11 protein-coding genes are annotated in these 13,643 nt (G+C 46.6%); 3 read left to right on the top strand and 8 right to left on the bottom strand.

The features are described from left to right. Positions 1-23 precede the first annotated feature (23 nt). From clpP to HMPREF3179_RS12290, 3 genes are all read right to left on the bottom strand, one after another. Positions 24-674 (bottom strand): ATP-dependent Clp endopeptidase proteolytic subunit ClpP, encoded by a 651-nt coding sequence (clpP, locus tag HMPREF3179_RS07040; protein ID WP_018026314.1) that lies wholly within the window; start codon positions 672-674, stop codon positions 24-26. Beyond that, complete coding sequence (tig, locus tag HMPREF3179_RS07035; RefSeq protein WP_070470339.1) at positions 674-1,978, bottom strand: trigger factor; 1,305 nt, start codon at positions 1,976-1,978, stop codon at positions 674-676. Before tig ends, clpP begins: the two co-directional genes overlap by 1 nt. A gap of 150 nt (positions 1,979-2,128) precedes the next feature. Beyond that, positions 2,129-2,284: a hypothetical protein gene (locus tag HMPREF3179_RS12290; protein ID WP_168160362.1), complete on the bottom strand. Its 156-nt coding sequence runs from the start codon at positions 2,282-2,284 to the stop codon at positions 2,129-2,131. A 243-nt stretch (positions 2,285-2,527) separates the two neighbouring features. On the opposite strand from HMPREF3179_RS12290, the gene HMPREF3179_RS07030 reads away from it, so the two are divergent. Next, positions 2,528-2,977: a hypothetical protein gene (locus tag HMPREF3179_RS07030; protein ID WP_083290717.1), complete on the top strand. Its 450-nt coding sequence runs from the start codon at positions 2,528-2,530 to the stop codon at positions 2,975-2,977. Between the two features lie 80 nt (positions 2,978-3,057). Here the strand turns inward: HMPREF3179_RS07030 and HMPREF3179_RS07025 are convergent, their stop codons facing one another. After that, on the bottom strand, positions 3,058-6,921 hold the full coding sequence (locus HMPREF3179_RS07025; protein ID WP_070470336.1) for a YhdP family phospholipid transporter: 3,864 nt from the start codon (positions 6,919-6,921) through the stop codon (positions 3,058-3,060). A gap of 110 nt (positions 6,922-7,031) precedes the next feature. Here HMPREF3179_RS07025 and glnE point away from each other — a divergent pair, with 110 nt between their 5' ends. Both glnE and HMPREF3179_RS07015 read left to right on the top strand, forming a co-directional pair. Next, positions 7,032-9,986 (top strand): bifunctional [glutamate--ammonia ligase]-adenylyl-L-tyrosine phosphorylase/[glutamate--ammonia-ligase] adenylyltransferase, encoded by a 2,955-nt coding sequence (gene glnE, locus HMPREF3179_RS07020; RefSeq protein ID WP_070470334.1) that lies wholly within the window; start codon positions 7,032-7,034, stop codon positions 9,984-9,986. Beyond that, a complete protein-coding gene (locus tag HMPREF3179_RS07015) occupies positions 9,986-10,732 on the top strand; it encodes an epoxyqueuosine reductase QueH (protein ID WP_246824409.1) in 747 nt (248 codons plus the stop codon). The genes glnE and HMPREF3179_RS07015 overlap by 1 nt, the downstream gene beginning before the upstream one ends. Here the strand turns inward: HMPREF3179_RS07015 and HMPREF3179_RS07010 are convergent. The 4 genes from HMPREF3179_RS07010 to HMPREF3179_RS06995 all read right to left on the bottom strand — a co-directional run bounded on the left by HMPREF3179_RS07010 (position 10,729) and on the right by HMPREF3179_RS06995 (position 13,487). Then, positions 10,729-11,346, bottom strand: coding sequence for an ExbD/TolR family protein (locus HMPREF3179_RS07010; protein ID WP_070470332.1), 618 nt, complete (start codon positions 11,344-11,346; stop codon positions 10,729-10,731). The two genes, HMPREF3179_RS07015 and HMPREF3179_RS07010, sit on opposite strands and share 4 nt — an antisense overlap. A 3-nt stretch (positions 11,347-11,349) precedes the next feature. Continuing rightward, positions 11,350-12,192, bottom strand: a complete 843-nt coding sequence (locus tag HMPREF3179_RS07005; RefSeq protein ID WP_070470330.1) for a MotA/TolQ/ExbB proton channel family protein — start codon at positions 12,190-12,192, stop codon at positions 11,350-11,352. A gap of 33 nt (positions 12,193-12,225) precedes the next feature. Further along, entirely contained in the window at positions 12,226-13,038 is an 813-nt protein-coding gene (locus HMPREF3179_RS07000) for an energy transducer TonB (RefSeq protein ID WP_246824407.1), read from the bottom strand. A 233-nt stretch (positions 13,039-13,271) separates the two neighbouring features. After that, a complete protein-coding gene (locus HMPREF3179_RS06995) occupies positions 13,272-13,487 on the bottom strand; it encodes a cold-shock protein (RefSeq protein WP_018026304.1) in 216 nt (71 codons plus the stop codon). Between the last annotated feature and the right edge of the window lie 156 nt (positions 13,488-13,643).

The raw sequence follows: 13,643 nt of genomic DNA, 5'->3' as shown, positions 1-13,643 counted from the left end.
ACTTAAAAAATCGTGCCAAAAAACTACTCGCGCTTAAGCAACACTTTATCCACAATACCAAATTGCTTGGCCTGCTCGGGATCCATGTAGTGATCGCGCTCGGTATGCTCACGAATCACTTCAATCGACTGACCGCTATGCTTAGCCAATAAAGCGTTCAAACGATCGCGTAGACTTAAGATCTCACGCGCCTGAATATCAATATCAGTGGCCTGACCCTGCGCACCACCTAAGGGCTGGTGAATCATAATCCGTGAATTCGGTAGGCTGTAACGCTTACCGGCGGCGCCTGCATTTAGCAAAAAAGCACCCATACTAGCCGCTAAACCAGTACACATCGTGGATACATCGGGCTTGATAAACTGCATCGTATCGTAAATGGCTAAGCCGGCATACACCCCACCACCCGGTGAGTTGATGTAGAGCGAAATATCCTTGTTAGGATTTTCAGACTCAAGAAATAATAACTGCGCCACCACTAGGTTGGCTGTTTGATCATTGACTGGGCCGACCATAAAGACGACACGCTCTTTAAGTAATCGTGAATAGATATCATAAGAGCGCTCACCGCGACCCGACTGCTCCACCACCATGGGGATATAGCCGAGTCCGTGCGGACGCACGGACTCATCACCATGAATGGAAGCATAAAAATCAGTAAACTGACGATTCATTAAGCTTGTCCCATTAACTCTTTAAAAGGCACCTCTTCCTCGGTGACTTTAGCTTTAGATAAGATGAAATCGATCATATTATCCTCAAGCACTAAGGCCTCTAAACCAGCACGCTGCTTTTGGTCGCTCAGGTAGTAGGCAACAACCTCTTCAGGTTTTTCATAGTTTTGAGCAAACTCTTCAATGCGTGCACGCACCTGTTCAGCGGTTGCTTGTAGTTTTTCCTGCTCAACAATTTCAGCGACTAATAGACCTAAACGCACACGACGCTCAGCTTCAGGCTTAAAGGTTTCAGTAGGAATCTGAGAGAAATCAAAGTCCTTCATGCCTTGAGCAGCGAACTCCTCACGTAAACTGTTTATACGCTCATTAATCTCATTATTCACCAAGGCAGTCGGCACTTCAAAATCAGTGGCATTAACTAAAGCGTCTAGTACATTAGACTTGGTGCGCTGTAATAAGCGGTTATCGCCCTCACGCTTGATATTGGCAAGAATTTCTTCGCGTAGCTTGGCCACATCGCCGTCTTCTTGACCTAAAGACTTAGCAAAGTCGGCATCTACCTCAGGCAACTCAGGCACAGCCACTTCCTTAACCTTAAGCGTAAACTCAGCAGTCTTACCAGCGACTTCCTGACCCTGATAATCCTCGGGGAAGTTTAATTCAAAAGTCTTTTCCTCACCCGCTTTAAGACCCTTGGCCGCTTCTTCAAACTCTGGCAACATCATGCCACGACCTAAGACAAAATTAAAGTCCTCAGCCTTGCCACCTTGGAACTCTTCGCCATCAATTTTACCGACGAAATCCACTAATAAGCGATCGCCATCCTGCGCAGCACGACCCTCTTCCGGCTTGTACTCAGCACGTTGCTCACGCAAAATAGCTAAGGTGTCTTCAAGCTGCTGCTCGCCGATGTCACTGGTGTACTTAGTCACTTCAAGTGTGCCTAAATCAGGGATCTCAACCGTTGGGAACACTTCGAACTTAGCGGTAAAAGCTAACTTACCGTCTTCTTTTTCAGCTTCGCTATCAACAATCTCAGGGAAACCGGCAACACGTAGATCGGTCTCTTTAATCACGCGATCAAACTCTTCACCAACGCGTCTATTAATCACATCATAACGGATACTTGGACCGTGTGAACGCTCAACCACCGCTAAAGGCGCTTTGCCAGGACGGAATCCATCGACTTTGACCTTACGGGCTACTTTTTGTAATTCCTGTTTTACTTCAGCCTCAATAGCATCAAGTGATAACACGAGATCAACTTGACGAGCTAGGCCTTCAAGAGTTTGAACTTCCATTGTATTTCAACCTTTAATTTTATGGTTTGATGAGATATTTATAAAATTTTAACCCTATATTCTACCTTGTAAACGCATGAAAGGGCTACAAATCTCACACTAACTGTCTAAAACATCCGCTATCGGCTAAGCAATCGCCGCTACGCATCACTAGAAGCGCATGCCGCCCCCAATGCCAACACCGATACCACTATTGCTGCTACCACCAATGCCTACGCCGCCACCGATACCCACGCCTGTGCCTGAGCTGCTGCAGGCACTAAGCAGTAAAAGACTGGCTAGCAATACATACTTAATAAACTTCATTTTATTCTCCAGATAAAATAAACGTTCGAACTCGCTCAAACACGATAAGTATTGATTTTTACCATGGCGATGAATGCAACATTGTAATTTTCTGTGTAAAATGCAGGTAGGCTGAGTGCAGGATTGATAGCCTAGGCTGAATCACTGCGCCACCCATTGCTTATTATATATTGTAGTGCTTATCTACTTATCAATAGACATATCAATACTGACCACACATTTTATAAAGATATAGGAGTTTTTATGAGTGAAAATCAAGTAGACCCTACACCAGCTGCTGAGGCATCGACTGAGCCACAGGATTTGCTGCAAGCAGCACCTAAAAAGACTTTATTCAGCAGCGGCACCTTTGTGATTGCGCTGATTGTTTTTTCTTTATTTATTACCTTAATTACTTGGTCAGTGAGCTTTTTATCCATGTTCTTCGGAGCAATTGGTGCCCTGATTATGGCGGCTAAGAACTGCCTCTGCCAGGATAGTGAGCTGCGATTTGCCGAGATGGATGGCGCTTGCTGCCGCCTCAGTGATGAAAACTTTGCCTATCTAGCCTTACGTGCCGTGATTGGTATGTTGACGGGTACCGCCTTGTATTTAATTGCTTTTCAAAATGTGGCCGCCCCTTGGGCTGCGATTGCTGCTTTAAGTATGTTTGGCGGTTTAATCTTTGATCGTCTGCTATTCGGTCGCAAATAAATTGCTGTTTCAAAGCACACTAGCCGATTATCAAGACTCGAATTTTGGGTCAATGATAATCGGCTTTATGATGCCCATCACTAATTGATAATAATTGGCGTCTCTTGTTGCTTGACATGATCCGGCACCAATTCAATCGGCTTTGAGGGTAACTCAATTTGCTTCAGTTCAGAGCCTTTGTCCTCTTTAGTATCACTTTGTGGCCTTGCCGGTATGGTCGGTGTCGAATCAGACTCTAGCATCTGAGTCTTGGTCTCACTTGCTTTAGACTGCTCAATCGGCACCCCATCAATATGAATCTCATCCAGTGTACCGCCCACCTTAAAGCGCTGAGTTAAACCCTGTTCTAAGGGACTTCGTAAAAGCCATTGTGATAAAAATGCCGCCACACCAACAGCCGGATTAACTAGGACCCCAGTTAACACGGCAGCACCACTAATATCCAGATGCGGTACCGCCACCACATCCAAATCAATGACTTTACTCGCTAAATTACCCTGTCCTTGCGCCACAATGGCGAGGAGCGGACTATCCAGTCTAAAGTCGGGCAACCATAAGACACCGTTTTTTAGCCCCAGATGAAAGCGTAAATAGCTGTAATTAATGGCATTTTTCCCCTCGGAACTAAATATCTTATGCAACTCGGGTAGCTTACTTAAGGCCTGCAATGATAGTAAGGACAAAATTCGCGTTGCACCATTGCTAACATGATTAATATGGCCATCACGCAATACGCCTAGCACATTTAATTCCATCTGCTCAGTCTCAAAATTCAGGACGTCGCGAACGGTTGCGCTCCCTTGAATATCCCCATGACCCGTGAGTAACTCCTCACCAGGCGCAAAAGCCTTAAATACAGCACCGGTATTTAAGGCATTGATATTAAAGTTAATATCCGCATTGAGTCTGTCTTTGACTTGACGCAAATAGGCTGCCCCAAAAAGATGCGCCTCCTGATCTTGAACAGCTAATTTATCTAGACGCCAATTGCGTGTATCCTCTGCCTCACCTTGAGCCTCAATATTCCTAAAATGATATTGATAAAAAGCTAGGTCCTTAATGTTTAAATGTAAACTATTAAGCCTCCAAGGACTATCAGCTGAGCTTTTAATGGGGCTATTGCTACTCGCCGTCTCATCCACTGGCGAGGGGGCTTGCTCATTTAAACGCCAATGCAAGTGCTGAATATCCGCCCTCACATCATAAGCACCCTTAGCCGTGCTACTTTCTTGAAGCTGTAGCTGCCCCGTGATGGTGGGACCTGATAAGGATAAGGGTAAATGTTTAACACTTTTTAGCTGACTGCTCACACGCACCTCAGGCAGTGTCAATCCACCCACGAGCAGCTCCTTTGCCCGCACATCAAAGCCACTAAGGACAGGCTCGCTGCCACCACTATCAGCAAAACCAAAGCGTTTAATCCAATCGCTTAGCGCGTCCACATCGACTGTATCAACGCTACCATGCAAATGCAAGCCACGCTCCGGCAATACCGGCGCTTCACTAAAGCCAAGGGCACCCCGGCTAAATGCTAAACCCTGACGGTTATCACTAAAAAACTCACTGCTTAGCTGCAATGCTTTTTTATCATAATCCGCACTGATACGATCAATAAACTGATTGGCAGCCTGAGCCGGACGACGTTGCCACTGCACCACTAAGGGCGCTGCACGGCTTGCCGCTTTTACATACACCTTAGGATAGTCAATGGCTAAGCCGACTAAATCGCTAGTCAGCTTCGCATCAAAAGCCTCCTTATCTAAAAATTGCAATCTAAATTCATAGGGCGTCAAACCCTTAAGCTGACGTAGGCCTGGCAATGAATAGTAATCATAAATCCCTTCACCACTCAATTGCCCACGCATCGTAAACGCATGACCAACACGACCGATATCACCACTCAATTGCACCGGACCACCCAACAATTGCGCGTTGACATTATCGACGCTCAAATAGCGTTCATTAAAGGATAAGCGTCCGTTCATTGCCGTCGCCTTTGGAAAAGCCGGTGTGAATCTAAAGCTAGCGTCCTGTGCGATTAGCGTACCCTCAATCGTGGCACTGTCCATCGCCTTGAATGGAATGCCTAGCTGCAAAGAGGCGCGCAGCTCACCCGTGGCCTCACTTTCATCTAAGGCATGATTCAATAAGGCACTGAGTGGCGTTTCCTTCATCAGCGCCAAAAATTGCTCAGCCGAACTCTCTGCAACCGCTGTGATTTGCAAGTTTGTGTCTGCTTCAAGGGAGTCAATCGTCGCGTGCAAATTATCATAGACAATGCTTTTCTCAGCAGCTGAATTATTCATCCAGCCACGATTCGCATCAATCACCATGCGATCATTTAAGAACTGAAAGGTACCCTGCTCCATATGCAGCACCGGCCATTTATCCCCTGTGGCTTGATGGTCAAAGTCCAGTGACATATCCTTAAAATGCGCAATAATGCGATTGACACCAGACTGTGGATAGCGTCCATAGGGATAGTGGTCGGCTAAACCATCAATTTCAAAATTGCCATGTTCCAAGGTACCATTAAGAAAAGCCCCATCTAACCAATCCAAGGCATCCGCCCCAATCACGATAGGGAGTAAACGTGGCAAATAAGCTGCCTGCAGCTGCTGAATATCACCTGATAGCTGTAGATGCCCACTGGCGTGATCTGGCACTGCATGCCAACTACCTTGTGCTTTTAGCTGCACATTTGGATCGTCCACCCGTAGTGCCTGCACGGACAAGACGGGTAAGGCTGCATCATCCAATTCATAGGCGCCATTGATACTGACTTGCGCTAATTCAAACTCATGGCGAAAATAATCCCTCGCATGCACCCGAGCATCTTCCAACCGGGCCTGAAAATGCAGAGGTGCATGTTGATGCCCCTGTCCACTCACAGCGGCTAAGGCATCCGCAACCTCACCACGTAGACTCAGGTCAAGCCCTTTAAACTGGGCTTGGGGCATGACAAAATCGCTTAATTGCACGGCGCTCTCAAAACGCTCCCAAAACCCCTGATGCAATTGCGCCTTGAGATCAAATTGGCGCACCACTAGCTGCTCAATTTGATACTGTGCCATTGCCATTGGTAATAATTGATCAGGCACGATGTCACGTGCATGCACACTTAAATGGCCTGATACCGCACGGTTTTTCTGCACTTCAAAGTCATGATAATCAATCAGACTATCGATAATAATGTCATGCTCAGATACCCTATCCGCATGTAGCACAAGCTCGCTTTTAATGCGCTGATTCTCTATCGTTAGCTGCGCTTTTTTCAATAACAGCTCAAAATCAAAGGCCGCATTTTCAGTAGAAGCATCACGCACGCTGAGCCTTAAATTCTCAATCGAGAGCTTTTTTAGCCATTTAAACAGTTTATCCCGCTCTAATAAATCAATTTGCTCACTAAAATCCTGGGTGAGAAAATTACTCAGTGCTGCAATAAAGGTCGCACTATCAGGCGCCTCCGTATCATGCGCCCGCTCGGGCAACTTACTAAAGCTAACATCACTCATTGGCAAACGATGCTGCCCTACCCACACATCACCTGTGCCATCAATAAATACCGGTAGCTGAGAATTACTCAGGCTAACACTAAGCAATTCACCTTGCCAAAATCTAAGTCCCAGCGCCAGACTCAGTCGCAGCTCCTCTGCCCAAGCGGGAGGCAATGCCTGGGTAGTATGCGCTTTAACGGGATTACGAAAATGGATATCACTCAGTATTAATTGCGGCTGTATCCCATCCCAACTCAAAGAGATGCCGCCAAACTCAATCGGCATGCCACTATGCTTTTGCACCATCGCTTGAATCGGCTCCCGCCATTGATCTAGACGTGGTGTAACATAGCCAACTAGGACGATGCTGATAAGCAACAAAAGCCCAATCAGGATGCCAAGTAGATAGGTAGTAAAACGTAATACGCTGGAAAAAGCCCGCTTCAAAACTAACTCTTAAGTGCCAAGATAATTTAATGAGAACGCCAATCATACTGCAGATTGCCGTAAAGCTTAATATTATATGCTAGTGAGATTCGATTTAAAGAAGCATTGCTATGAGCCTAGAGCAAAATAATCCGTATGATTTCATCAATAATGCCGCTAGCTGGTCACAATACCTAGCCAATCGTTTAAACGCCGAAAAGGGTTTCGGCGAACGTTTAGCCCAGGATATTCAAACGCCACTCTGCGCTGAAACTGTTGATAATTACTTAAAAGCAGCGTTTTCTGAGCTGCAAACATTGACTGAAAATGAGTTTCAGCAATTAAAGCATAGCGATCTTCGTGAGCTAAAGGAGCATGCAAAGGTTGCGGAGCTGCTGTCTATTGATAACTGCAAACTCGTTTTGCGCCAGGTGCGCAAGCGCGTTTTTTGCGCCCTTGCGGTACGTGATATTTGCCACCTAGCACCGCTTGAAGAGGTGCTAAGTACAATAAGTTACTTTGCCGATGTCGCCGTGCAAATGGCTTATCGTGCCGCCATGCTGCAATTGATTACGCGTCACGGCATACCCTTTGATCCCAAACGTAATGAAGCCGTGGAGATGCTAATTATCGGCATGGGCAAACTGGGTGGTAAGGAATTAAATGTCTCCTCGGATATTGATTTAATCATGCTCTACCCGCTTGAAGGTCAGACCCTGGCAAGCGCAGAGAAACGCGCCATTAGTCATCATGAATTCTTTAGCAAAGTCACCCAGCGCATTGCCAACATCCTCTCGGATCACACGGCTGAGGGCTATGTCTTTCGCTGTGACTTACGGCTACGACCTGATGGCGACGGTAGTGCTTTGGCCTGGAGTTTAGAGGCACTCAGTAGTTACTTAGTGAAACAAGGTCGTGAGTGGGAGCGCTATGCCTGGTTAAAGGCGCGTGCTATCCCGCTCAAAGCCTTTAAGAATAGCCGCGAGCAGCATTATATTCAGCAGTTTTTAAGCATCCAATCACCCTTTGTGTTCAGAAAATACTTTGATTTTGATACCTTGGCGGCATTACGTAGCTTGCGCGAACAGATTCGTGAGGATTGGCATCAACGCAACAATGGCCGAGCCCTGCTTGGAAACCAAGACAATATCAAATTAGGTGAAGGCGGCATTCGTGAAATTGAGTTTATTGTGCAATTGGCACAATTAGTACGTGGTGGGCAAATGCCCTCGCTGAGACAAGCAAGCTTTTTTAAGGCATTGGAAGCCGAGCTACAAGCGGGCATTATTGACGAGGATGAAAAGCAGCTGTTGGACGAGGTCTATCGCTTTTTTAGACGCATTGAACATTTATTGCAGTACAAAGCCGATCAGCAAACCCACCTCCTCCCGCAAGGTGCCGAGGAGCTCAGTCAGTTAGCAGCGCTATTTGATTTAAGCTTAAATGAGTTTAACAGCAAGCTACAACACTACCGTGCTGAGGTGAGCCGCATTTTCAAAGCCGCCTTTAGGCTCGTGGGGGTGGATAAGGACACGCCAAGCGCCAGTGCTAACGAAACAAGCCAAGGTCCAACAACGGACCATCCTAGCGCCCCTAAGATCCTCGCAAGCCAAGCTGAACTCACGGCAACCGAGCAACAAGCCTTCGCTCGTACCTTTGAGGATATTGCCTTTATCACGGCCATTGAGCCCATGCTCACTAGCTTACAGCAAAGCTACCGCATCAAAAATCTCAACCAACCAGCTAAACATCGCTTAGACTCATTAATTCCCAAAATGATTCAAGCGGTGCACCAAGCCAAACAACCGTTAAATACCTTTTCTCGCCTGATGGATTTAATCGAAAATGTAGTGCAGCGCAGCTCCTATATGGCCTTACTCGATGAGTACCCCGAAGTACTCGGGCGAATTATCCGCATGCTCGATACCAGTCCTTGGATTGCCGACTATATCACCCGCCACCCGATTGTGCTGGATAAGCTAATTGACTGGCAAGAGCTGTTACAACCGATTGATATTGATAGCATCATGCAGCAACTGCGATTAGATTTAGATGCGAGCGTGTTGGAGGACGGTAGTCCGGATATGGAGCTGCAGATGAATCTGATGCGTGATCTGAAAAAACAGGTCACCTTCCAACTGCTGGCGCAAGATCTTGAAGGCATTATTACAGTAGAGCATTTGGCGGATATTCTATCATTATTGGCCGATAATTTATTGGCCGAAAGCATGCGCCGGGTCTGGCCTCTGGTATGCCAACGTTATGACAACAGCTGCATGCCGGCGCAACCAAAATTTGCCATTATTTCCTATGGTCGCTTAGGCGGCAAGGAGTTAGGCTATGTGTCCGATCTTGATTTAGTGTTTTTATTCGATGATGCCTCGGTGCAAGGGATAGAAATATACACGCGCTTTGCACGGCGCTTAACCAATTGGCTCAGTACCATGACCTCCTCCGGCCGTCTCTATGATATTGATACGCGCCTCAGACCGGATGGCAATGCTGGCTTGTTAGCGGTGTCGATTGATGGTTTTGAAAACTATCAACTGCACTCGGCTTGGTTATGGGAGCATCAGGCGCTTACCCGCGCTCGTTTTACTGCCGGTGATGCGAGTATCGGGCAACGATTTGAAGCGATTAGGCAATCCATCTTGCTACGCCAGCGCGACTTAGCTACACTTAAGCAAGGTATTGTCGATATGCGGCAACGTATCCATGAGGGCTACCCTAACCACAGTGCTTTTTTTGATCTGAAGCACGACCAAGGCGGTATGGTGGATATTGAGTTTATCACGCAATATATTGTGCTTGCCTATAGTCACCGCTACCCCGACTTAACTAGAAACTTGGGTAATATTGCCTTACTCAAAATGGCTGGTAATTACGGTCTATTACCTGAGCCTTTGGCCCATCAGGTTGCGGATATTTATCGTGTTTATCGTGCCAAGCAGCATAGCCTGCGCTTACAAGGCGATGAGCGTGCCCGTACCGCCCCACAATCTATGCAAAATGAACGTCAAGCCGTTCGTGAGCTTTGGGAGCATGTCTTTCCAGAAGCTCAAACCTTACATCGGAGTGAATTCTAATGACTAACAGCAATCGCCCGCGTTTGGACGATAAGATTATCGCTAAACCGGAATTACCCGCCACCCCACGCGTCACGGAGATTGAACGTCCCAAATTAGCCTTACCCAAGGGGCGTCACAAGGTTCTGCTACATTCCTGCTGCGCTCCTTGTTCGGGCGAGGTGATGGAGGCCATGTTAGCCTCGGGTATTGATTACAGCATTTATTTTTATAATCCTAATATTCATCCTAAGCGTGAGTATGAGATTCGCAAGGAGGAAAATATCCGTTTTGCCCAAGCGCATGGCATTGATTTTATAGATGCCGATTACGATACGGATAATTGGTTCGAGCGTGTTAAGGGGATGGAGTGGGAGCCAGAGCGCGGCATTCGCTGCACGGAGTGTTTTGATATGCGCTTTGAGCGTACTGCTCTCTATGCCGCTGAAAATGGCTTTGATACGATCACTAGCTCACTCGGCATTTCGCGCTGGAAAAATATGCAGCAGATTAATGACTGCGGTCAACGTGCTGCTGCCCGTTATCCCGAGCTCATTTATTGGACCTATAACTGGCGTAAAGGGGGTGGTTCAGCGCGTATGATTGAAATCAGTAAACGGGAAGAATTTTATCAGCAGGAATATTGTGGCTGTATTTACTCGCTACGAGATACTAACCACCATCGACGCCAAAACGGTCGAGAAAAAATTGAGATCGGCGTTAAGTTTTACAGCCACGACGATCTCAAACAGGAAGAAAATCGCTAATTAGCGGGCACAGCATCTGCTGTGGCCGCATTCGATTGAGCTGCGCCTGATGCTGGCGCAGCGGTTGAGGGGGCCGTGCGATGTTCACTTGTTGGCGTTGCATTTGCGCCTGAGCTAGCCGTATCAGCACTAGAAGCTGTGGGCGTAGACGCTTTGGTGGCCTCAATTGCCCGTTGATCGGCCTTACTCACATCGGGTGTGGTGATAAAGCCCAAGCGCTTAACACCGGTGTTTCTGGCAGTAGCCATCACTTGAGCAATGTGCTCATAAAACACCTCACCATCAGCGCGAATGCGCAGATTGATGGTTTTTTCCTCTTGCTCCTTGACCAATTGCGTCATTTTTTCGCTTAACTGATCCATATCAAGCGGCTCATTATTCCAATACATTTCACCGCTCGCCTTAATCGCTAAATCAATGCTTTCTGGATCCTGTTCTGCAGGTTGGCTACTAACACGTGGCACATCAATTTTAATAGCATGTGTTAATAAAGGCGCCGTAATCATAAAGATGATTAACAGCACCAACATCACATCAATCAAGGGAATCATATTGATTTCCGAGACAGTACCCATTTGTTGGCGATTCGAACTAAAGCCTCCGAATGATGACATGAGCTATTCCTTTATAGATTGAGGCTGAGTCTGTACCGGTGTGGCCACAGCTTTTGACACAGTTAAGCTATCCGTCGTTTGAATGGTGGCGCCCGTAGAAACAAAGGCAAACACATCGTGTGCAAAGCTATCAATTTTGGACAGCATGACACGGTTTCTACGCACAAAAGCATTCAAAGCCAACACCGCTGGAATGGCCACCGCCAAACCTAAACCGGTCATAATCAAAGCCTCACCCACCGGCCCAGCTACCTCGTTAATATTGACCCCATCCGACATCCCGATATTAATTAAGGCATGATAAACACCCCAAACCGTACCGAATAAACCGATAAAGGGCGAGGTCGCACCGATCGAAGCCATCACGGTCAAACCATTTTCCATACGAGCCGTTTCCTCATCAATCACACGGCGCATATTGCGAATCGTAAAATCTGCACTGCTACCGATATCCGATAAGCGTGAACCGCCGTATTGCTGATGATAATGACTGGCCTTAATCGCATGGTGAGCTAAACGTCCAAAGGGATTGTTATAGCCGTTTTGTTCAAGATCAGCGGCCACTTCATCGAGTGATTTGGCGTTCCAAAAGCGCTTTAAAAAACGCTTACTACGAATACTCTGAATTCGATTGGAGATACCCTTTACAAAAATCAAATACCACGTCAGCATAGACATCAAACACAAAATCACAAAAAGCGTCTTGCCGACAACATCACTTTGCTCTACAAAATGCAGCATATTCTGTTGAGTGGTTAGCTGTTCAGCTGCCTTAGCCGTAGCTTCCGTACTTGCCTGCGCTGCCGGCTCCGCAATTTGATTTAAAATGGTTTTGACTAGGTTCATAATTTGCACTTCAAAATTAAATAAAAAGAAAAACTATCTCACTTGAATATTAATGGTGAAATCACCCCGTGCCTTACGCGCCACACCATTGACCACATGTGGCTTAAAGGCTAGTTGTTGACGCAATTGACGCAATAGATCACGATTTAAACGAGGATTACCGCCCGATAAAATATTGACATCCATCAGCCGCCCTTTCTCGTCCACCGTCACCCGCACACGAATTGCTACCGTTTGCCCACGGGCAAAGCCATGACTACTGTCCACCCGCAAGTTTGGACGACGCGCAAAATTCAAAGCCGAGACATTAACTGCTTGACCACTCACGGGGGCGGCCGGTTTCGCATTAGGCTGACCGGTGGGTGTGCCGAATGGTTTCGTCGTCTTCGTTAACGACTTAAATTGTTGTGGTGCTTGAGGCTTGGGCTGTGGTTTAGGCCGCTCCACTGCTTTAGGTTTTGGTTTCGGTTTCGGTTTTGGTTTCGGCTTGGGCTCAACAATGGGTTCCGGTTCCGGTTCGGGTTCGTGTTCCGGCTCAGGCTCAGGCTCAGGTTCGGGTTCCGGCTCAGGTTCGGGTTCCGGCTCAGGCTCCGGTTCTGGTTCCGGTTCAGGCTCCGGTTCCGGTTCTGGTTCTTCCAACTGCTCACCTAAAGGTATTGGCGCCTCTGGCTCAAAGAATGCGACCTCTACAATCTCCTCCTGCCCTTTGGGCTCGGGGACATTGAAAGCATAACTATAACTAATCAAGGAATAAACACCAGCAAATAAAGCGCCCACGCAAACAGCACTTAATAGGCGGATTTTCCAAGTTGATTCAGGGTAAATATAATTCGATTCCGGATGCACTTTTTTCTAAAGATACTCTTTAAACAAGCAAAGCTCAGGGCTGCTTATCATCATTCCAAACAAATGAAATGATAACAATTATCATTTATAGTGTCTAGTGCAATCATCGTCTATCCTGTTATTAGATCCAAAATAAAACACCCAGCTCAGATTAAATCCAAGCTGGGTGTGAAATAAGCAGCCCTAATAAAGGCTATCGACTAGGCTATCGTACTAGGCAATCAGCGAAGCGACTACTTAGCGACTGGGGTCACCTCTTTGGCCTGAGGGCCTTTAGGGCCATCAGCCACGACAAAACTAACTTCCTGATTTTCCTCTAAGGTACGGTAACCCTCGGTATCAATATCCGTGTGATGTACAAATAAATCCTGACCACCTGAAGCCGGTTTAATAAAACCAAAACCCTTTTGATTGTTAAACCACTTAACAACGCCGTTTTCTTTAGACATGTATAACTCTCGTAAAACTAAAAAACAAAATGAATTCTAACTTACTAAAATGACGTTAATATGACTAGACGGCAAAAGTAATTCAGAAGTCCATAATAGTGTACCTTAACTCCCTATCTTGTGAATACAAAAAAACCCTTAATAATTTACTATTAA

The sequence above is a fragment of the Oligella sp. HMSC09E12 genome, assembly GCF_001808505.1.
In the GTDB taxonomy this organism is placed as follows: Bacteria; Pseudomonadota; Gammaproteobacteria; order Burkholderiales; family Burkholderiaceae_B; genus Oligella; species Oligella urethralis.
This window is presented reverse-complemented; position numbering and strand designations above follow the sequence as displayed.

Bases quoted from the DNA above. Each gene is read 5' to 3' on its own strand.
- clpP (WP_018026314.1), bottom strand. From the start codon at position 674: ATGAATCGTCAGTTTACTGATTTTTATGCTTCCATTCATGGTGATGAG.
- tig (WP_070470339.1), bottom strand. From the start codon at position 1,978: ATGGAAGTTCAAACTCTTGAAGGCCTAGCTCGTCAAGTTGATCTCGTG.
- HMPREF3179_RS12290 (WP_168160362.1), bottom strand. From the start codon at position 2,284: ATGAAGTTTATTAAGTATGTATTGCTAGCCAGTCTTTTACTGCTTAGT.
- HMPREF3179_RS07030 (WP_083290717.1), top strand. From the start codon at position 2,528: ATGAGTGAAAATCAAGTAGACCCTACACCAGCTGCTGAGGCATCGACT.
- glnE (WP_070470334.1), top strand. From the start codon at position 7,032: ATGAGCCTAGAGCAAAATAATCCGTATGATTTCATCAATAATGCCGCT.
- HMPREF3179_RS07015 (WP_246824409.1), top strand. From the start codon at position 9,986: ATGACTAACAGCAATCGCCCGCGTTTGGACGATAAGATTATCGCTAAA.
- HMPREF3179_RS07010 (WP_070470332.1), bottom strand. From the start codon at position 11,346: ATGTCATCATTCGGAGGCTTTAGTTCGAATCGCCAACAAATGGGTACT.
- HMPREF3179_RS07005 (WP_070470330.1), bottom strand. From the start codon at position 12,192: ATGAACCTAGTCAAAACCATTTTAAATCAAATTGCGGAGCCGGCAGCG.
- HMPREF3179_RS06995 (WP_018026304.1), bottom strand. From the start codon at position 13,487: ATGTCTAAAGAAAACGGCGTTGTTAAGTGGTTTAACAATCAAAAGGGT.